At 74.9% G+C, this 18,973-nt stretch carries 24 protein-coding genes; 7 read left to right on the top strand and 17 right to left on the bottom strand.

All coding sequences use genetic code 11. The annotated features are described in order from the left end of the window. Positions 1–21: 21 nt before the first annotated feature. A complete protein-coding gene (locus ACA514_RS11420) occupies positions 22–1,428 on the top strand; it encodes an amidase (protein WP_375041032.1) in 1,407 nt (468 codons plus the stop codon). Between the two features lie 103 nt (positions 1,429–1,531). Then, positions 1,532–1,774, top strand: coding sequence for a hypothetical protein (locus ACA514_RS11425; RefSeq protein ID WP_375041033.1), 243 nt, complete (start codon positions 1,532–1,534; stop codon positions 1,772–1,774). A gap of 79 nt (positions 1,775–1,853) precedes the next feature. On the opposite strand, the gene ACA514_RS11430 is transcribed toward ACA514_RS11425, so the two are convergent. Then, positions 1,854–3,392 carry an MFS transporter gene (locus ACA514_RS11430; RefSeq protein WP_375041034.1) on the bottom strand — a complete coding sequence of 513 codons (1,539 nt, stop codon included), beginning with the start codon at positions 3,390–3,392 and terminating at the stop codon, positions 1,854–1,856. Between the two features lie 74 nt (positions 3,393–3,466). On the opposite strand from ACA514_RS11430, the gene ACA514_RS11435 reads away from it, so the two are divergent. The 5 genes from ACA514_RS11435 (at position 3,467) to ACA514_RS11455 (ending at position 7,473) form a co-directional block, all read left to right on the top strand. After that, positions 3,467–4,105 carry a TetR family transcriptional regulator gene (locus ACA514_RS11435; protein ID WP_375041035.1) on the top strand — a complete coding sequence of 213 codons (639 nt, stop codon included), beginning with the start codon at positions 3,467–3,469 and terminating at the stop codon, positions 4,103–4,105. 126 nt (positions 4,106–4,231) lie between these two features. Further along, the gene (locus ACA514_RS11440) at positions 4,232–5,227 is read left to right on the top strand and encodes an anti-sigma factor RsbA family regulatory protein (protein WP_375041036.1); all 996 of its coding nucleotides are present in this window, start codon (positions 4,232–4,234) and stop codon (positions 5,225–5,227) included. An 80-nt stretch (positions 5,228–5,307) separates the two neighbouring features. After that, complete coding sequence (locus tag ACA514_RS11445; RefSeq protein WP_375041037.1) at positions 5,308–6,222, top strand: MEDS domain-containing protein; 915 nt, start codon at positions 5,308–5,310, stop codon at positions 6,220–6,222. Next, positions 6,222–7,139 (top strand): anti-sigma factor RsbA family regulatory protein, encoded by a 918-nt coding sequence (locus tag ACA514_RS11450; RefSeq protein WP_375041038.1) that lies wholly within the window; start codon positions 6,222–6,224, stop codon positions 7,137–7,139. Before ACA514_RS11445 ends, ACA514_RS11450 begins: the two co-directional genes overlap by 1 nt. A gap of 7 nt (positions 7,140–7,146) precedes the next feature. Beyond that, the gene (locus ACA514_RS11455) at positions 7,147–7,473 is read left to right on the top strand and encodes an STAS domain-containing protein (RefSeq protein ID WP_375041039.1); all 327 of its coding nucleotides are present in this window, start codon (positions 7,147–7,149) and stop codon (positions 7,471–7,473) included. A gap of 77 nt (positions 7,474–7,550) precedes the next feature. Here ACA514_RS11455 and ACA514_RS11460 read toward each other — a convergent pair whose 3' ends face one another. The 16 genes from ACA514_RS11460 to ACA514_RS11535 form a co-directional block, all read right to left on the bottom strand. Beyond that, positions 7,551–8,051: a hypothetical protein gene (locus tag ACA514_RS11460; RefSeq protein ID WP_375041040.1), complete on the bottom strand. Its 501-nt coding sequence runs from the start codon at positions 8,049–8,051 to the stop codon at positions 7,551–7,553. Continuing rightward, entirely contained in the window at positions 8,048–8,560 is a 513-nt protein-coding gene (locus ACA514_RS11465; RefSeq protein ID WP_375041041.1) for a SigE family RNA polymerase sigma factor, read from the bottom strand. Before ACA514_RS11465 ends, ACA514_RS11460 begins: the two co-directional genes overlap by 4 nt. A 13-nt stretch (positions 8,561–8,573) precedes the next feature. After that, complete coding sequence (locus ACA514_RS11470; RefSeq protein ID WP_375041042.1) at positions 8,574–9,140, bottom strand: hypothetical protein; 567 nt, start codon at positions 9,138–9,140, stop codon at positions 8,574–8,576. Between the two features lie 110 nt (positions 9,141–9,250). Continuing rightward, on the bottom strand, positions 9,251–9,886 hold the full coding sequence (rdgB, locus tag ACA514_RS11475) for an RdgB/HAM1 family non-canonical purine NTP pyrophosphatase (protein WP_375041043.1): 636 nt from the start codon (positions 9,884–9,886) through the stop codon (positions 9,251–9,253). Next, positions 9,883–10,617 (bottom strand): ribonuclease PH, encoded by a 735-nt coding sequence (rph, locus tag ACA514_RS11480; RefSeq protein ID WP_375041044.1) that lies wholly within the window; start codon positions 10,615–10,617, stop codon positions 9,883–9,885. Before rph ends, rdgB begins: the two co-directional genes overlap by 4 nt. A 29-nt stretch (positions 10,618–10,646) precedes the next feature. Further along, complete coding sequence (locus ACA514_RS11485; RefSeq protein WP_375041045.1) at positions 10,647–11,396, bottom strand: MBL fold metallo-hydrolase; 750 nt, start codon at positions 11,394–11,396, stop codon at positions 10,647–10,649. A gap of 30 nt (positions 11,397–11,426) precedes the next feature. After that, positions 11,427–12,338, bottom strand: a complete 912-nt coding sequence (gene murI, locus ACA514_RS11490; protein ID WP_375041046.1) for a glutamate racemase — start codon at positions 12,336–12,338, stop codon at positions 11,427–11,429. 150 nt (positions 12,339–12,488) lie between these two features. Continuing rightward, a complete protein-coding gene (locus ACA514_RS11495) occupies positions 12,489–13,283 on the bottom strand; it encodes a thioesterase family protein (RefSeq protein ID WP_375041047.1) in 795 nt (264 codons plus the stop codon). 130 nt (positions 13,284–13,413) lie between these two features. Beyond that, complete coding sequence (locus tag ACA514_RS11500) at positions 13,414–14,361, bottom strand: PLP-dependent cysteine synthase family protein (protein WP_375041048.1); 948 nt, start codon at positions 14,359–14,361, stop codon at positions 13,414–13,416. Positions 14,362–14,381: 20 nt separating this feature from the next. Beyond that, positions 14,382–14,654 carry a MoaD/ThiS family protein gene (locus ACA514_RS11505; RefSeq protein ID WP_375041049.1) on the bottom strand — a complete coding sequence of 91 codons (273 nt, stop codon included), beginning with the start codon at positions 14,652–14,654 and terminating at the stop codon, positions 14,382–14,384. An 82-nt stretch (positions 14,655–14,736) separates the two neighbouring features. Then, positions 14,737–14,865 carry a hypothetical protein gene (locus ACA514_RS11510; protein ID WP_375041050.1) on the bottom strand — a complete coding sequence of 43 codons (129 nt, stop codon included), beginning with the start codon at positions 14,863–14,865 and terminating at the stop codon, positions 14,737–14,739. A gap of 65 nt (positions 14,866–14,930) precedes the next feature. Further along, positions 14,931–15,350, bottom strand: a complete 420-nt coding sequence (locus ACA514_RS11515) for a Mov34/MPN/PAD-1 family protein (protein ID WP_375041051.1) — start codon at positions 15,348–15,350, stop codon at positions 14,931–14,933. A gap of 34 nt (positions 15,351–15,384) precedes the next feature. Continuing rightward, the gene (locus ACA514_RS11520) at positions 15,385–16,416 is read right to left on the bottom strand and encodes an anti-sigma factor RsbA family regulatory protein (protein ID WP_375041052.1); all 1,032 of its coding nucleotides are present in this window, start codon (positions 16,414–16,416) and stop codon (positions 15,385–15,387) included. Beyond that, entirely contained in the window at positions 16,413–17,261 is an 849-nt protein-coding gene (locus ACA514_RS11525) for an MEDS domain-containing protein (protein ID WP_375041053.1), read from the bottom strand. Before ACA514_RS11525 ends, ACA514_RS11520 begins: the two co-directional genes overlap by 4 nt. Before the next feature lie 40 nt (positions 17,262–17,301). Then, a complete protein-coding gene (locus ACA514_RS11530; RefSeq protein ID WP_375041054.1) occupies positions 17,302–18,228 on the bottom strand; it encodes an MEDS domain-containing protein in 927 nt (308 codons plus the stop codon). A gap of 201 nt (positions 18,229–18,429) precedes the next feature. Further along, complete coding sequence (locus tag ACA514_RS11535) at positions 18,430–18,957, bottom strand: DUF2017 domain-containing protein (protein WP_375041055.1); 528 nt, start codon at positions 18,955–18,957, stop codon at positions 18,430–18,432. Between the last annotated feature and the right edge of the window lie 16 nt (positions 18,958–18,973).

An 18,973-nucleotide genomic window follows, 5' to 3' on the forward strand; every position in this document is an offset into this window, starting at 1 on the left:
ATGCCCTTCCGAAGGAGAACCATGGAGACACCGCTGACCCTGACCGAGGCCGCCGAGGCGCTGCGCGCCGGCGCGGTGACGAGCGTCCGGCTGACCGAGGACGCCCTGGCCGCGGCCGACCGGCACGACGGCGAGATCGGCACCTACCTGGCCCGGTTCGACGACCACGCGCTGGAGCAGGCCGAGCGCGCCGACCGCGAGCTGGCCGAGGGGGTCGACCGGGGTCCGCTGCAGGGCGTCCCGTTCGGCGTCAAGGACATCATCGCGATGGCCGAGGGACCGACGACGGCGCAGAGCCTGGTCCTCGACCCGGCCTGGGCCGCCGGCCGGGACGCGCCGGTGGTCTCCCGGCTGAAGGCGGCGGGCGCGGTGATCACCGGCAAGGTCACCACGATGGAGTTCGCGTGCGGGATGCCGGACCCGTCCAAGCCGTTCCCGATGCCGCGCAACCCCTGGGACACCGCGACGTGGCCGGGCGGCTCCAGCTCCGGGACGGGCAACGGCGTCGCCGCCGGGCTGTTCTTCGCCGGGCTCGGCACCGACACCGCCGGGAGCATCCGCATCCCGTCGGCGTTCTGCGGGGTCACCGGGCTGATGCCGACGTTCGGCCGGGTGCCGAAGTCGGGTGTGGCGCCGCTCGGCTACAGCCTCGACCACGTCGGCCCGCTGGCGCGCAGCGCCCGCGACTGCGCGGCCGTCCTCGACGTCATCGCCGGGCCGCACGCCAGCGACCCCGACAGCGTCGACCTGCCCTACGGCGCTCCGGTGCTCGACGGCTCGCTGGAGGGGGTGCGGATCGGGGTCGTCCGGGCCGGGCACTTCCCGGACGAGGCGGACCCGGCGCTCGCCCCCGCGTTCGACGCGGCGCTCGGCGTCCTCACCGGGCTCGGCGCGACGCTCGTGGACGCCGAGCTGCCGTACTGGACGGAGATGCTCACCGCCAACCTCGTCACGATGTGCGCCGAGGCGTTCGCCTACCACCGCAACGACCTGGTGGGGCGCTGGGACGACTACTTCGCGGCGACCCGTCTCATGCTGGCGCGCGGCGCGCTGGTCACCGGCGCCGACTACGTGCAGGCGCAGCGGGTGCGGCGGGTCGCGCAGGACGCGGTGGCGCGCATGTTCGACGACCTCGACGTGATCGTCTGCCCGACCGCGGCCATCGGCGCGCCGCGCTACGACGACCTGACCGACGACGCGGGCCGGATCGACATCGAGGGCCTGTTCCGCACCATCTTCACCCAGTACTGGGACTGCGTCGGCAACCCCGTGCTGGCCGCCCCCATGGGCGCCACCGCCGCCGGGCTGCCGCTGTCGATCCAGTTCGCCGGCCCGGCGTTCGGGGAGGCCGGCGTGCTGCGCGCGGCGGACGCCTTCCAGCAGGTCACGGACTGGCACCGGCGCGTCCCCGCCCTCGTCGCCGCCTGACCGTCGGCCCGCGTCCCCCGCCGTCCCCTGCCGTCCCCTGCCGTCCCCTGCCGTCCCGAGGACGTCCCGGCGCGCCCCGGCCGTCCGAGCCCCTGGAGGAACCATGACCGAGACCGCCCTGTCCCCCGCGCCGTCCCCCGACGACCCGCGCGTCATCGCCGAGGTCGGCCTGCTGATGTCCCGCGCCGCGCTGCCGCTGTCGGCGGCGGAGCTGGCGGAACTCGCCGCGTCGTACCCGCTCCAGCAGGCGGGTGTGGAGGCGCTGTACGCCGTCCCCGAGGCCCGCTACACCGACCCCGCGCTCCGGTTCCGGGCCGACGCGCGCATCATCGACTGGGCCGGCTGAGCCCGCGGACGCGGAACGGACCCCCGCACCGTGCGGGGGTCCGTTCTCCGCGCCGTCGCGCCGGCCGGGCGGCAGGCCGTCAATTCGCCGTTTCCCTCGCTGCCGCCTCCTGACCGGTGTGCGCCGCCGCGGGCGCCTGGTCGGGGCGGCGGTAGAGGGCGCCGACCACCACGGCGGTGACGGCCAGCACGACGGCGGCGGACAGCAGCGCGGTGTGCAGGCCGTCCGCGAACGCCGCCTGCGCCTGCCGCATCACCTGCGGTCCGGCGTGCGCGGCCATGGCCAGCGACGTGCGGGCCTGCTCGGCGGCGGGCCCCGGAAGGGCCGAGGTGTCCAGGTTCGAGCGGTAGCCGGACTGCAGGAGGCTGCCGAGCACCGCGATGCCGAGGGCGCCGCCGAGCTCGCGGGCCAGGTCGTTCATCGCCGAGCCGACGCCCTGCTTCTCCGGCGGGAGCGCGTCGGTGACGGACGCGGTGGCGGGCGTCATGGCGAGGCCCATCCCGGCGCCGAGCGGGATGAGGCCGCCCAGCATCACCCAGTAGCTGGTGCCGGTGTCCAGCAGCGACAGCACCAGCATCCCGACGGAGACCAGGATCAGCCCGGCGACGATGACGCGGCGCGGCCCGACCTTCGCGGCGGCGCGGGGGGCGATGCCGCGGGCGGACGGCATCATCGCGGCGGCCATCGGCAGCAGGCAGGTCGCCGCGAGCAGCGGGCCGTGCCCCTTCACCAGCTGCAGGTACTGCAGGACGATGAAGACGAAGCCGAAGAAGGCGAAGAACTGCACGGTGATCGACAGGGCGCCGGCGGAGAAGGCGCGGTGCCGGAACAGCCGGGGGTCCAGCAGCGGGTTCCGCCGGGTCAGCTCCCAGCCGACGAACCCGGCGAGGACGGCGACGGCGGCGGCGAGGCCGATCAGCGTGCGGGCGCTCGTCCAGCCCTCGGTCGGCGCCTCGATGATCGAGTAGACGCCGGCGCCGAGCCCGACGACGGTGATGAGCGCGCCGGTGACGTCCAGCCGCGGCGCGTCCGGTTCGGCGGACTCGGGGACGACCGCCAGCGTCGCGACGAGGGCGATCACCGCGAGCACGATGTTCAGCAGGAACACCGACCGCCACGACCACTGCTCCAGCAGGCTGCCCGAGACCAGCAGGCCGAAGATCGCGCTGGCCCCGGCGACGCCGGCCCAGGCGCCGACCGCGCGGGTCCGCTGCTGCGGCGGGAACGTGGAGGTGATCGTGGACAGCGTCGCGGGCATCACCAGCGCCGCGCCGACGCCGAGGACGCCGCGCATCGCGATCAGCCATTCCGGGTCGCTCGCCAGCATCGCCGCGACCGACCCGGCGCCGAAGACCACGAGCCCGGCGGCGAGCGCGCGGCGGCGGCCGTACCGGTCCCCGATCGCGCCGCCGAGCAGCAGCAGCGCCGCGAACACCAGCGCGTAGGCGTCGATGATCCAGGCGAGCTGCGTCTGGGTCGCGCCGGTGTCGCGGGCGATGGACGGGATGGCGGTGTTGAGCGACGCGACCGCCGACACGACGGTGGCGAGGGCGAGCATGACGGCCGGCAGCACGGCCCGGTGGACCTGCCCTCCGGTCGCCGGTTCGGTGGTGGCCATCGAAGCCTCCTGGTGACGGATCCTCTTCGCTGTGACACCTCGAATCTGGCCCCCGCGCCCACTACATTTCAACCATGATGAATAAACCGGGGCCGGCGCCCCGGCGCACCGGGCGCGGGCGCCGGCGCGGCAGCCCCGACACCCGCGCGCAGATCCTCGCGGTCGCCCGCCGCCGCTTCCTCGCCGACGGCTACGCCAAGGTCACGCTGCGCTCCATCGCCGCCGAGGCGGACGTGGACGCCGCGCTGGTCAGCTACTTCTTCGGCTCCAAGAAGGGGCTGTTCGGCGCCGTCCTCGGGCTGCTGGCCAACCCGCCCGACGTGCTGGCCTCCGCGCTCCCCGGCGACCCCGCCACGCTGCCCGAACGCGTCCTGCGCGCGATGCTCGGCACCTGGGACGACCCCGAGCGCGGCCGGCAGCTGACCTTCATGGTGCGCGCCGCGACGCAGGACGCCGAGCTCATCCGGCTGCTGCGCGACGTCGTCGGCCACGAGATGATCGACCGGATCGCCGAGCACGTCGGCGGCCCCGACGCGCGCCACCGCGCCGCCGCGTTCGGCGCCCAGCTCGCCGGCGTGATCTTCGGCCGCTACATCCTCGCGGTGGAACCGCTCGCCTCGATGACGGCCGATGAAATAGTCGCCGCCCTCGCCCCCGGCATGCGCGCCGTCCTCTACCGCCGCCCCCGGCCCTCACCCCGTCGCACTATGTGAAAAACCCGGCGCGGTATTCGTGTCACCGGATCGGCGCGGCGGCGGGCGGGCGGCCTACCCTTGATGGGTCTGCCGGCGCCGCGGCAGGCGGGGAACGCCGGGAACGAGGACGAACCTGGGGCCGCCGTGAGCGATTCCTTCACCCATTGCGTACTGCCGTACGACGGGGTGGACGACTTCCTCGGCGGGGCCCTGCCCTTCCTGCGGGACGGCGCCGAGGCGGGCGACCGCGTCGTGGCCGTCTGCGGGGTCGCCCGCGAGATGCTCCTGCGCGAGGCGCTCGGCCCGGCCGCCGGAGACGTCGAGTTCGTCGAGTCCGCGACCTGGTACTCCCACCCCGCGCGGACCCTCGCCGACTGCCTGAGCGACGCCGACGCCACCGCGTGGCGGGGCCGCCGGCTGCGCATCCTCGGCGAGCCGGTGGTGTGGGCGTCGCGCCCGCCGCTGGAGGTACTGGAATGGCAGCGGGTCGAGGCGATGCTGAACATCGCCTTCCGCGGCACCGGCGCCGCCATCATGTGCCCCTACGCCTCGTCGCTGCCCGCGGGCGTGGTCGCCGCCGGGCGCCGCACCCACCCCGAGACGGTGCGCGGCGCCAGGTCCATGGCCAACCCCCTGTACATGGACCCGTGGGCCTACATCGCGCGGTGCGACGGCGAGCCGCTCACGCCGCCGCCCGAGGACGCCGACGAATTGGAGATCGGCCTTCCCGACCTGTACTGGCTGCGCGCGTACGTCACCGACTACGCGCGCCGCACGCCGCTGCCCGAGGAGGACCTGCAGCGGCTGCTGGTCGCGGTCACCGAGGTCCTCACGAACGCGCACCGGCACGGCGCGCCCCCGATCACGCTCCGGATGTGGACCGAGGCGCCCGGCGCCGACCCCGCCCTGGTGTGCGAGGTCGCCGACCGGGGCCGCTGGGCCCCCGGCTCGGCCTACGGGCTCGTCCCGCCGCGCCCGTCCGGCACCGCCACCGGCGGCCGGTTCGGGCTGTGGGCGGTACGGCTGCTGTGCACGATCGTCCAGATCCGCACCGGACCCGGCGGGACCACGGTGCGGCTCCGGCTGCGGCTGCCCGCCGTACCGGCCCTGCGCGACCGGGAGCGGGTGAACGGAGGGTGAGGAACTCGATGCGTTGGGCTTCCAAAGCCCGCCCAGGGGCGTACGCTGAACCAATCCGCACCGACCTCGATGGGCAGGCCATGGAGACACCCTGGTTCGCCAAGCGACCCGTCAAAGACATCCGGCCCGGCGACCACAGCTGGCTGGCCTACAGCGGCTCCGAGGAGCGCGACCGGGTCATCGGCCCCTTCGTCCGCGAGGGGCTGGAGACCAACGAGAAGGTCGTCTACGTGACCGACGCCCCCGCCGAGCACCTGCCCGGCCTCGGCCCGCGGCACCGCGTGGACGTGCACGCCTACAGCAGGACGGGCCAGCTGCGGGTGATCTCCCGCCGCGACGCCTGCCTGGACCGGCGGGGCGGCTTCGAGCCCGCCCGGATGCTGGAGACGATCGGCCGGGAGGTCGACGCGGCGTTCGGCGAGGGCTTCCGCGCCGTCCGGCTGACCACCGACTACAGCTGGCTGCTCAGCGAGCCGGGGCGCTCGGACATCGCCGAGATGCTCGGCTGCGAGCACCGGGTCGGCGACGCCGTCTCGCCCAGCACCATGGCGATGGCGATCTGCCAGATCGACCGGCACGCCTGCCCGCACGACGAGCTGATCGCCCTGCGCGACACCCATGAGGTCCTCGTGGAAGTCAACCCCGAGTTCGACGACGGGATCCTGAAGATAGTCCGCACGTTCGAGCCCAACGGCCTGCGCGTCGAGGGCGAGCTGGACGCGGCCCGGCACCAGGTGTTCGCCGAGAAGCTGGCGCAGGTGTGCGTGGCCCGGCGGCCCGTCCACCTCGACTTCGCCGACCTCGGGTTCATCGACCTCGGCGGGCTGAACCTGCTGGCGCAGCAGGCCACCGGGCTGCCGGCCGACGAGGCGCTGGTGCTCGACCACCTGCCGGCCGACGTGGAGAACGTCATCGAGATGGTCGGCTGGCACCGGCTGCCCGGTCTCGAACGCGGCCGCGAACGCGCGTTCACCGAGACGGAGGGCATCGCCTGATGAACTTGGAGCACAGGGCGTTCGTGTACGGCGGCACGGACCACTTCCTGGCGGTGACCGAGCCGTTCCTGCGATCGGGGCTGGAGGCCGGGCAGGCCGTCGTCGCGGTCGTCCGGGAGCCGAACCTGTCGGCGCTGCGCGACCTGTTCGCCGCCGGCGACGGCATCGAGTGGATCGGCGCGGAGGGCTTCTACCAGCACCCGGTCCGCACCCTGCGCGACTACCAGGGGCTGGTGAACAAGTTCGCGCCGCGCCCGGTGTGCGCGCTGGCCGAGCCGGTCTGGGCGGGCTGGGACGAGCGGCAGACGCTGGAGTGGATCCGCTACGAGTCGCTGATCAACGAGGTGTTCAAGGACTCCGGGGCGCGCGCGCTGTGCCCCTACGACCGCGAGACGCTGCCGCCCCGGATCGTCGAGCAGGCGCGGCGCACCCACCCGGTGCTGCTGTCCGACGGCCCGGCCATGGCCAGCGGCGACTACGTCGACCCGGTGACGTTCGGCGCGCACTGCGACCGGAGCCGCCGCTTCGGCCGGCCGGCCGACGCCGAGTACTTCGCGGTCCAGGACGACGACCTGCACGCGCTGCGCTCGTTCGTCGCCGAGCGGGCGCTGCTGCACGGGATCGCCAAGCGGCCCTCGCAGAACCTCGTCACCGCGGCGAACGAGGTCGCGGCGAACGCGCTGCAGCACGGGCTCCCCCCGGTGGGGATGTGGATCTGGCGGGACGGCCCGGAGCTGCTCTGCGAGATCGGCGACAACGGGCTGTGGCGCCCCGCGCCGGACCCGCTCACCGGCTTCATCCCGCCCGACTCGGCGCTGCAGCGCGGTTTCGGGCTGTGGACGGTGCGGCTGCTGGTCGACCTGATGGAGCTGCGGGCCGGGTGGGACGGCACGTTCGTCCGGCTGCACGTCAGGTAGCCGCGCCGTGGAGCCGCTGAGGATCGTCCGGACGGCGGAGCCCGCCGGGCTCGCGCTCACCGGCGAGCTGGACGCCGCCCGGCACGCCGTGTTCGCGCGGGCGCTGGAGTCCGCGCTGGCCGAGCTGCCGCCCGACCGCGAGTTCCATCTCGACCTGAGCGGGCTCGACTTCATCGACCTCGGCGGCATCTGCATGCTGGGCGACGCCGCGTGGAGCCGGGTGTGCGGCGCGCCCGTCGTGCTCGACCGCACGCCGCCGCAGGTGCGCGCCGTCCTGGAGACGGTCGGCTGGGGCAGCCTGCCGGGCCTGTGCTTCGGCGAACCCGCCACCTGACCCCGCACGGGGCTGCTCGCATTCACCGTCCGACGACGCGCACCCCCGGGCGGACGCATGGCCGGGGGCGCGCGGCGTCAGGAGCGCGTCGGGGTCGGCGCGGGTTCCTTCGAGGTCGGGACGGGCCGGTCGGAGGCCGCGCCGGTGGGCGAAGGCGTCGGCGTGGCCGGGCCGAGCCGGTCCTGCGGACGGCGCGTCACCCCGGGGTCACTGCGGATCTGGGGCGGGATGCCGCTCTCCGGGGGGCGCGACGGCGACGGCCGGGCCTCCGGAGCGTCCGTCGGACCCGGCACCGGCACCCCCGGCGCCGGGAGCGACGGGGAGGCGGGCGGCCCCATCGGGTGCGGCTTCGCCGGCGTCCCGCCGCCGGGCCACAGGAACACCGCGATCGTCACCAGCACCGCCGCCGTCACCGCCGCCGCCAGCGCCGGGAACGCCCACCGCCACCGGCCGCGTTCCGGCGGGGGAGCCGCCCGGCCCGCCTCCTGGAACCTGCGGACCGTGCCGGGGCCCGCGGTGATGTGGTCGGCGGCCGCGCGGTAGTGGTCGCGCAGCAGGGCTTCGAGCTCGTCGTTCACGCCCGGCCCTCCTTCATGTGCTCCCGCAGCGCCGCCATGGCCCGCGCGGTGTGGCTCTTCACCGTCCCCCGGGAGATCCCGAGGGTCTCGGCGATCTCCTGCTCCCCGAGGTCGCACCAGTAGCGCAGCACGACCACCGCGCGCTGCTTGGCGGGCAGCGCGCGGAGCACCTCGTCCAGGTCTCCCCCGGCGGCCCCCGGGGCCGGGGACGGCCCGGCGAGGCGCTCCACGTCGGCCACCGACCCGACCGGGGTGTCCCGGCGGCGGGCGCGCCGCTTGTTCTCGTCGATGGCGAGGTTGACCAGCACCCGGCGCGCGTACGCCTCCGGGTTGCCGGCCGACACCCGCCTCCACTTGCGGGCGACCCGCTCGTAGGCGATCTGCAGCAGGTCCTCGGCGAGGTGGCGGTCGTAGACCAGGAACACGGCGGTGCGCAGCAGCCGGCCCGCGGTGGCGGTCACGAACTCGTCGAACGTGATCTCCGCCCCGCGGATCTCCTGGGCGCTCATCGTGGACAGGCGGCTACCTCCGGGACGCCGACGGGACGGGCGACGGCGTCATCGGCCGGTCGGTGGGCGCCGGCCGCGCCGACGGGGGCGCGGACGGCACCGGCCGCGGCGCCGCGGTCCTGGTCGGCCGCGGCTCGCCCGGCCGCGGGCCGCAGTCGGTCGGGCTCGGCTCCGGCCGCGGCGTCGCCGTCCTGGTCGGGCGCGCCGCCGGATCGGCGGCGGTCGGCGTCGGCACGGGCCGGGTCGACGTGTGCGGCGGGACGGGCCGCGGGCTCTCGGCCGATGCCCCCGGCCGGTTGGACGGCAAGGCGGAAGGCTCGGCCGGCACCCCCGGTGCCCCCTTCGACGGGACCGGCCGGGGCGCGCGGGCCGGCGGCCGCACCGACTCGCACGGCCGCGTCGCCGGCGCGGGGGCGGGGGTCTTCGGATGCGCCAGCGCGTTCCGCTCCGCCACCGGCGTGACGCGCGGCGACGAGCCGGAGTCGGCGGCCGCCCAGATCCCGGCGGCGAGCGCGCCCGCGCCCACCACTCCGGCCAGCGCCAGCATCGGCCCGCGGCGGATGCGACCCTTGTCGATCATGTTGCTCCTCGGGGGACGGTGTCCGTACACCCGTAAGAACCCCCGCGGCGCTCCGTGCGGTTGTCACGATCCCGGATGGATTCCCCGGAATCGCCGGACGGGCCGCCGGGTCAGGGGCGGCCGGCGGCGGCGAGCGCGTCCGGGAGCAGCTCGGCCAGCGCGCGGAACGCCCGGCCCCGGTGGCTGATCGCGTCCTTCTCCGCCGGCGCCATCTCCGCGGTGGTGCGGGTCTCGCCGTCCGGCAGGAAGACCGGGTCGTAGCCGAAGCCGCCGGTGCCGCGCGGCGACCGGATCACGGTCCCGCGCATCCGGCCCTCGACCGTGTGCTCGACGGCGGCGCGGTCGCCGGCCGCCGGGACGACCAGCGCCGCCGCGCACACGAACGCCGCGCCGCGCAGGTCGTCGGCGACGTCGCCGAGCTGGTCGAGGACGAGCTGGAGGTTCGCGGCGTCCTTGTCCCCGGTGGCGTCGCCGAACCGTCCCGACCAGCGGGCCGACAGCACGCCCGGCATGCCGTTCAGCGCGTCCACGCACAGCCCCGAGTCGTCGGAGACGGCGGGCAGGCCGGTGTGCGCGGCGATGGTGCGGGCCTTCAGCAGCGCGTTGCCCTCGAAGGTCGGCTCGGTCTCGGGCACCTCCGGGGCGCCGGGGAACTCGGCGAGACCCGCCACCTCGACGCCGTCGAGGATCCGCTCCAGTTCGGCGATCTTGCCCGCGTTGCGGGTCGCCAGCACGATCCGCGTCACCGCCCCGGCGTCCCCTTCTCCAGGGCCTCGTTCTGCAGCCGGGTCAGGTCGGCGCAGCCGCCCGCCGCGAGGTCGAGCAGCGCGTCCAGCTCGGCGCGGTCGAACGGGGCGCCCTCGGCGGTGCCCTGCACCTCGACGAACCTCCCGTCGCCGGTGCACACCACGTTCATGTCGGTGCCGGCGACCGAGTCCTCCTCGTAGCACAGGTCGAGCCGCGCCTCTCCGGCGACGACGCCGACGCTGACCGCCGCGACCGAGGTGACCAGCGGGTTCCCGCGCAGCATCTTGCGCTCGCGCATCCACGACACCGCGTCGGCGAGCGCGACGTACGCGCCGGTGATCGCGGCGGTGCGGGTGCCGCCGTCGGCCTGCAGCACGTCGCAGTCCAGCTGGACGGTGTTGTCGCCGAGCGCCTTGAAGTCGAGGCACGCCCGGACGGACCGGCCGATCAGCCGGGAGATCTCGTGGGTGCGGCCGCCGACCCGGCCCTTGATGGACTCGCGGTCGTTGCGGGTGTTGGTGGCGCGGGGCAGCATCGCGTACTCGGCGGTGACCCAGCCGAGGCCGCTGTCGCGCCGCCAGCGGGGCACCGAGTCCTGCACGGACGCCGCGCACAGCACCCGCGTCCGGCCGAACTCCACGAGCACCGACCCCTCCGCGTGGTCGAGCCATCCGCGCTGGATGCGGATGGGGCGGAGCTGGTCCGGTGCGCGATCATCGGGGCGTGCCATGCGCACCACCCTAGTGCCCGGCGGGCGCGTCACAGGTCGTAGGAGGCGCCCACCCGGGCCAGCTCGATGTCGCCGCCGTAGCCGCTGGCCTTGGCCTCCTTCAGCGACAGGTCCTGGTCGTTCCACGGGACCAGGTGGGTGAGCACGAGGCGGCCGGCGTCGGCGCGGGCGGCGTGCTCGCCCGCCTCCCGCGCGGTCAGGTGCAGCTCGGACGGCAGGCCGGGCCCCTCCAGGAACGACGCCTCGCACAGGAACAGGTCGGCGCCGCGCGCCAGCTCCACCAGCGTGTCGGAGACCCCGGTGTCACCGGAGTAGGCGAGGGCCTTGCCGCCGTGCTCGATGCGGAACGCGTACGCCTCCACCGGGTGCGGCATCAGCGCGGTCGTCACCCGGAACGGGCCGATCTCGTACGGGCCGCGGCGCAGCACGTGGAAGTCGAACGTCTCGCACATCCCCGGCTCGGGTTCGAGGTCGTAGGCCTTCGCCATCCGCACCGCGGTCCCCTCGGGGCCGTGCACGGGCAGCCGCGGCTGCGGGCCCTCGGGGTGGTAGGTGCGCGCCACCCACAGCCCGCACAGGTCCAGGCAGTGGTCGGCGTGCAGGTGCGAGACGCACACCGCGTCGATCTCCTGCAACGAGCGGAAGCGCTGCAGCGATCCGAGCGCGCCGTTGCCGAGATCGAGCACGAGCGCGTAGCCGTCGGCCTCGATCAGGTAGCTGGACGCGGGGCTGTCCGGCCCCGGGAAACTGCCGGAGCAGCCGATCACTGTGACCCGCACGCTCACTCCTCCTCTTGTGTCCCCGAGGAATCAGGTCGTCAGAGCCTTGCTCAGGGCGGGGCCGGTGCCCCCCGCGCCGCCCGGCCCGGCCTCGGCGGCCGCGCGGGCCGTCTCCACCGCGTCGATCTCCGGTCCGAGGAACCGCCGGCCGAGTTCGGCGAACACGCCGGGGTCACCGGTCGCGCGGAACCGGTGCCGTGGCCGGGGCCTCGCCTCGTCGCGCGCCAGCCCCTGGTCGTGCAGCACTCGATACACGTCCTTGGCGGTCTCGTCGGCGCTTGAGACCAGTGTGACCCCGTCGCCGACGACATACGAGATGACGCCGGTCAGCAGTGGGTAATGGGTGCAGCCCAGGATGAGCGTGTCGCAGCCGGCGGCCACGATCGGCCGCAGGTAGCCGCGCGCCGCGTCCAGCAGTTCCGCCCCCGCCGTCACTCCCGCCTCGACGAACTCGACGAAGCGCGGGCAGGCCGCGCTGACCAGCTCGATGTGCGGCGCGGCGGCGAACGCGTCGTCGTAGGCGCGGCTGGTGACGGTGGCGTGCGTCGCGATCAGCCCGACCCGCCCGTTGGAGGTCGCCCGCACGGCGCGCCGGGTGGCGGGGTTGATCACCTCGACCACCGGGACGTCGTAGCGCTCGCGGGCGTCGCGCAGCATCGCCGAGCTGGCGCTGTTGCAGGCGATCACCAGCATCTTCACGCCCTCGTCGACGAGCTGGTCGAGCATCTCCAGCGCGTACGCGCGGACCTCGGCGATCGGGCGCGGCCCGTACGGCTGGCGGGCCGAGTCGCCGAGGTAGACGATCGGCTCGTTCGGCAGCTGGTCGAGGATCGCGCGGGCCACGGTGAGACCGCCGAATCCGCTGTCGAACACACCGATCGGCAGATCCGACCGGTGACCGGATGAGGGCGCTGTCGGGTCGAGGTCGCCGGTCGCTGACATGGTCCTACAGGCTAGGCGACATACCCCCGTCCAGGTGCGTCATGCGTTGGACATCACACCGTCACCCGCCGGAAAAGGGCCCAGTTCACGGGAGCCGCCGAAGATCCCGTCGCGGGCCGCGCCGAAACGCCGGGGATCGTGTGCCGCCGGTCAGCCGCGGCCGACGCGGGCGATCTGGCGGCTCTGCGCGACGAGGCGTCCGGTGGAGTCCCAGACCTCGACCTCCTCGTCGAACCAGCCATGCGACATCAGCCGGCCGCCGCCGTGCAGGGCGAGCCATCCGGGCGCGGGCACCGCCCGCATGTGCCAGGTGAGCTCGACGGTCGGCGCCCAGCCCTTGGCGCCGAGGTTGAGGGCGACGGGCGGCAGCGCGTCCACGGCGACCGCGAGGCTGTAGGCGTCGGGCTCGTGGCCGTCGCGGAGCCGGAACCAGGCGCGCGAGTCCGGGGTGCCGCTCGGCCGGCCGTCCAGCCAGCCCATCGTGGTGCGGTCGAAGCGCATGTCGACGCGGGCGGCGAAGCCCTCCGCGTCCTGCTTCCCGGCGCGGAAGTCGGTGCAGTCGGCCGGCGGCGGGACGGCGGGATCGGGCGCCGGGCCGGCCCAGTCGGGCTGCGCGGCGGCGTCCAGGGTGCCGGTGGTGATCAGCGCCTCCACCACGGGACGGTCCTCCTGGACGAGGCTGACCAGCGCCGTCGCGGCGGTGCGGCCCTGCTTGCGGGTGTCGACGACCAGCCGCGCGGGGCCGGGCCGGCCGGGCCGCAGGAAGGTCGCCGCGGTGGAGATCGGGTGCTCGTGCGGGGACGCGTCCACGGCCGCGCGGGCGAGGACCGCCATCAGGTAGCCGCCGTTCAGCGCCTCGCCGATGAGGTAGCCGCCGTCCAGGACGGCCTCGTACCGGCCCTCGGCGATCCGCTCGACCGCGATCGCCGCTTCGAACCCGCTCATCCGCATCTCCCGCTCCGGCCGCCGGGCGTCCACCCGGCCGGCACGGTTCTAGAATCTCGTTCGATTCCGAACTGTACCGTGCCGGCCGGGACGTCCGCCGTGGCCGGGATCACGCCCGACCGGCCCGCGGTCAGGCCCAGAGCTGGCCTTCGAGGCGCGCCTCGGCCTCCTCCAGGGTGCCGCCGTAGGCGCCCGTGGACAGGTACTTCCAGCCGCCGTCGGCCACGATGAACACGATGTCGGCGCGCTCGCCCGCCTTCACCGCCTTGCTCGCCATGCCGATCGCGGCGTGCAGGGCGCCGCCGGTGGAGATCCCGGCGAAGATGCCCTCCTGCTCCAGCAGCTCGCGGGTGCGGCGGAGCGCGTCCAGCGACCCGACCGAGAACCGCGTCGTCAGGACCGAGTCGTCGTACAGCTCGGGGATGAAGCCCTCGTCGATGTTGCGCAGCCCGTACACCAGCTCCCCGTACCGCGGCTCCGCGGCGACGATCTTGATGCCGGGCACCTGCTCGCGCAGGTACCGGCCGACGCCCATCAGCGTGCCGGTGGTGCCGAGGCCCGCGACGAAGTGCGTCACCGACGGCAGGTCGGCGAGGATCTCCGGCCCGGTCGTCGCGTAGTGCGCCCGCGCATTGGCCTCGTTCCCGTACTGGTACAGCATCACCCAGTCGGGGTTCTCGGCCGCCAGGCCCTTCGCCACCCGGACGGCCTCGTTGGAGCCGCCCGCGGCCGGCGAGGAGATGATCTCCGCGCCCCACATCTCCAGCAGCTGGCGCCGCTCCGCCGAGGTGTTCTCCGGCATCACGCACACCATCCGGTAGCCGCGCAGCTTGGCGACCATGGCGAGGGAGATGCCGGTGTTCCCGGACGTCGGCTCGAGGATCGTGCAGCCCGGCGTCAGCAGGCCGTCCTTCTCCGCCTTCTCGATCATGTAGAAGGCGGGACGGTCCTTCACCGACCCGGTCGGGTTGCGGTCCTCGAGCTTCGCCCAGAGCCGGACGTCCCCGCTCGGCGACAGCCGCGGCAGCCCGACCAGCGGGGTGCCGCCGAGGGAGTCCAGCAGCGAGTCGAATCGCATGTCCGCTCGTCCAGCCCGGCTCAGCCGCCCGCGACGGCCGGCAGGATCGTCACGCCGTCGCCGTCGGAGACCTGCGTCTCCAGGCCGCCGAGGAACCGCACGTCCTCGTCGTTGAGGTAGACGTTGACGAACCTGCGCAGGCCCTTGTCGTCCACCAGCCGGGCGCGCAGCCCGGGGTGCCGGGAGTCCAGGTCGGCGAACAGCTCGTCGAGCGTGCCGCCCTTGCCCTCGACGGCCTTGGCGCCGTCGGTGAGGTTGCGCAGGATCGTCGGGATCCGGACCTCGATCGCCATCGCGATGATCTCCTTAGGTCGTACGGGGCTCCCCGCCCTCTGCGTCACAACCGGGCGGGCAGCGGGGGAATTCCGGGCAGGATCAGCGCGTCGGCGAACAGTCGTAGACGACCTCGGCGCGCGAGTGCCCGAACAGGAAGCTCTGTACGGGTGGCACCGCGAAGGCCGGGACGCGGCGCCGCACGCCCGTCACGTCCCCGCTCGTCCACATGTCGACCAGTTTACCGGCCGCGTCCCGGCCGCTCCCCGCCGCCATCGGCTCGGCAACCTCGGCGATCAGGCGTCGTAGGAGTCGACGACCCGGACCTCTTCCTCGGTCACCTCGCCGTCCACGATCCGGTACGACCGGAACTCCTCGGTGTCCTCGTCGCGGGTCGACACGAGCACGTAGTGCGCGTTCGGCTCGGAGGCGTAGGAGATGTCGGTGCGGGACGGGTACGCCTCGGTCGCGGTGTGCGAGTGGTAGATCACCACCGGCTCCTCGTCCCGGTCGTCCATCTCCCGCCACAGCTTCAGCTGCTCCTGCGAGTCGAACCGGTAGAACGTCGGGGACCGCTCGGCGTTGGCCATCGCCACGTACCGGACGGGCCGGTCGGACCCGATCGGGCCGGCGATGATGCCGCACGCCTCGTCCGGATGGTCGGCGCGCGCATGCGCGACGATCTTCTCGACCAGGGCACGCTCGATCGTCAGCATGTCCCGAAGGCTACCGTCCCGGCCGGCCCGCCCCTCATCCGCAGTCGAGCCGGACGTGCAGCCGGAACCGGGTGCCGCCGGCGCCCGATCTGATCTGCACGATGTGGCAGAGCCGGCGCACCGCCCACATCGCGCCCCCGGCGTCCCGGCCGCCCGGCTCGCCGGAGTGCGCGGCGCGCGGCGGGGTGTAGCCGAGGAACCGGTCGGTGAGCGCGCGGCCCGGGTCGGCGACGTCGCACACCAGCTCGCCGGCCTCCGCCCACAGCCGCGCCGCGCCGTGCCCGCCGCCCTCCCGGACGATCATCGTGGCGACCTCGTTCACCGCCAGCACGAGCGGCAGCGTCCGGCTCTCCGGCAGCCCGAGCCGGACGGCCTCGGCGGTGAGGAAGGCGCGCAGCGACGGCAGCCCGCCGGGGCCGAACGGCCGGTGCGCGGCGGCGGCCGGGGGCGGCGGCAGCGCGCCCGCGTTGCATTCGGCGTAGTACTCGGCGGGGTCGGTGAACCCGGGGCTGGGGCGCGCGCCGTCCGGGCCGGCCAGCTCCGGATGCGTGCGGGCCATGCCGTCCAGCACGGGCCGGGGCAGCGACGCCGTGTCGTACGCGCACATGATCATGGTCGGAGTGCCGGCGAACACCACGTTCAGCAGCGACTCGTGCCGCTGCCACTCGCGCGTCTCCAGCGGCGTCAGCCCGTCCCACACCGGCTCGGCCAGCAGCCGCAGCCGCCCGCGCGGCCACCAGTCGGCGCGCATCCGGTCGTGGTAGCCGGCCAGCGCCCGCATCGGCCCGCGGAACCAGTCGGCGGAGTCGATGAACTCGATGCCCGTGCAGGTCTCCACGCCGAGCTGCTCGCGCAGCGTCACCCGGACCGGGTCGGAGGCGATCACCACCACCGCGTCGCCGGCGCGCCGCCCGGCCCGCAGGTAGGGGACGGCGGTCAGCGCCAGCTCGCGCGGCCACCCGTACGGCACCGCCCGGTGCACCAGCACGCCGCCATCGGCGGCCTGCGCCGGCGCGTCCTGCGCGAGACCCCGGGCCTCGTGCGGGCCTGCCTGATGGGCGATCATCGAGCCCCCTCCCGGACGACGCCGGGCACGCCGTCCCAGCCGGTCACCCGCATCATCATCTCCACGCAGCGGGGCGCCGACCGCAGCACGACCATCCGGTCGGGCACGATGCTCCACTCGTTCACGCCGACCAGCGCGCGCAGCCCGTCCAGGTCGCAGAAGTCGACCCCGGCCAGATCCAGGCACACGTGGGCGGCGCGGCCGTCCAACCCGCGCAGCGCCGCCAGCAGGCCCGGCAGCGTCGACGCGTCGATCGAGCCGGTCAGGCGCAGGCCGGGCGGCGCGAACAGCGGCTCGATCCGCAGCGCGCCGTTGTCGAACACCGCGTCGGCGCGGACCCGCCCGCCGTGGCACGCCTCCAGCCCGCCCAGCAGGCCCGGCCCGAACCAGCGCCGGTCGAACTGGCACAGCGCCATCACGTCGCCGGCCCCGGCCGCGGCCCGGCCCACGGCGTCCTCGAACGCCGCGAACCCGGCGGTGCCGGGCCAGCCGCGCGACGACGGCGACGCCTCGACGGTCACCCGGACCCCGCGCCGGCCCGGCCCGCCGGCCGCCGCGATCACCTCGCCGGCCGGGCGCCCCGCGGCCTCGGACACCGCGAGCCGGCCGTCGTTGAGCGCCGCGAGCAGGTCGGGGTCGCCGGCCGCGAACACCGCCCGCAGCCGGTCCCGCGCGGCCCGCGCGGGCTCGCCGTCCGCCAGGTAGAGCAGGGCCTGGCCGGCCCGCAGCCCGCCGCGCAGGTAGGCCGCCAGGACGGCGAGCCGTTCCGCGCCGTTGCCGTAGGCGAGGAAGAGATGGTCGCCGAAGCGCATCTCCCCGACCGCCGTGCGGTCCCCGCCCGCCATGAGCGACACGTCCCTCCGCTTGCCGGGTCCGTTCCCCGGCTCACCCGGTCCGTTCCACGACCGCCACCCCGGACCGCGCCAGCAGCCCGGACTCGCGCAGCCGGCCGGCCAGCTCGGGGGCGGCGCCGCGCAGCAGCAGGCCGCGGTTCGCGCCGAGGCCCGGCAGGTCCGCGTCGGCCAGCAGCCGCAGCCCGGCCTCGTCGCAGCGGGTCAGCCCGCCGAGGTCCAGGCAGAGCAGGCCCGCCGTGGACGCGACCGACGCCAGCACCTTCTCCGCCGCCGGGCTCGTCGCGGCGTCCAGCACCCCGGCCAGCGCCGCACCCGGCGGCGCGAAGGTCGGCGTGATGCGCAGCGCGCCGTCGTCGTAGTGGTCGTCCGCCCGCACCCGGCCCATGTGGCCGGCCTCCAGCTCCGCCAGCCGCACCTCGTCGAACCAGCGGCGGTCGAACTGGCAGATCGCCATCGCCTTCAGGTCGGTCGTCATGAACACCTGGTCGAGCATGCGCTCGAAGTCGCCGTGCCGCTCGGTCCCGGGCCAGCGGCGCAGCGAGAACCGCGCCTCCCCGGCGATCCGGACCCCCGGGTAGCCCTGCACGAGCGCCAGGTCGATCTCCGTGGCCATCAGCTCCAGGCTCTCGTCCGGATCGAACCTGCCGCTGGCGAGGAACGTCTCCTCGGCGGTGCGGACGACGAAGTGCCCGGCCTCCAGCGCCGCGGCGAAGTCGAAGCCGTCGTCGTCCTGCGGCGGGCCGACGGTGTCGGGCCCGGTGTCGGCCCGGTTCGCGAGCCAGGCGGCGACGTCCCGCCCGGGCACCGCGTCGGAGATGTAGATCACCTTGTGGCCGGCGCGCACGCCGTCGCGCACGTAGGCGGCCATGACCGAGCGCCGCTCGGCCTCACTGTCGAAGAACAGGCACAGATGGTCGCCCAGCTCCATCGAGCCCACGGGCTTGCTGTGACCGGCCATTGCCGGCATCGCGGCCTCCGGTTGGCGTACGGCCCGCCGATCACGACGGGCCTGGCGGCGTCCCCTCACCCCCAGTGGACACCACTGAGGGCGTCCGCGTCCCGACAATCGGTGATGTCGCATATGGCCGGGTGCGGACGGGCACGCGCCCCCGCGCCGCCGCCGCGCCGCCGCCGCGCCGCCGCCGCGCCGCAGGGCGGGCTACCAGAGGGCGCGGACGAGGCCCTCCTGCAGCATCGTCAGCCAGTCGTAGGCCGCGAACATCGGCGCGCGCGGGTCGCGCGGGTCCAGCCGCTCGGCCTCCTCGTACCACTCCTCGCCGATGTCCAGCCGGGTGCCGAGCGCCAGCCGGACGTCGTTCAGCGCGCGCAGCCACATCTGCGCCCGCTCCTTGTCGAGGAGGATGTCGGCGCCCGGGTCCTTCAGCGCGTCCAGCACCGCCTGCGCCGCCTCGCGCTTGCCGTCCCGCAGCCCCATCTCGGTGTAGCGGCGGAACTCCCCGGCCGCCTCGCCGTCCTCGCGGTAGGCGTCCGGGAACAGCCGCGCCAGCACCGGGTCGTCCGGCTTGACGGCGTTCTCGGCGATGCCCATGGAGGCCAGCTCGCCGTCCCCGCCCGGGGTGTCCCCGAGCAGCGACACCAGCTGCTCCATCAGCGCCCGCACGAGCGCCGCCTCCTCGGCCTCCAGCCGCACGACGACGCCCTTGCGGGTCTTCTTCACATGGCTCATCGAATCACGCCGTTCA

Origin of the sequence: Actinomadura sp. NTSP31 (genome assembly GCF_041951385.1) — a bacterium.
GTDB classification, from domain to species: Bacteria; Actinomycetota; Actinomycetes; order Streptosporangiales; family Streptosporangiaceae; genus Spirillospora; species Spirillospora napierensis.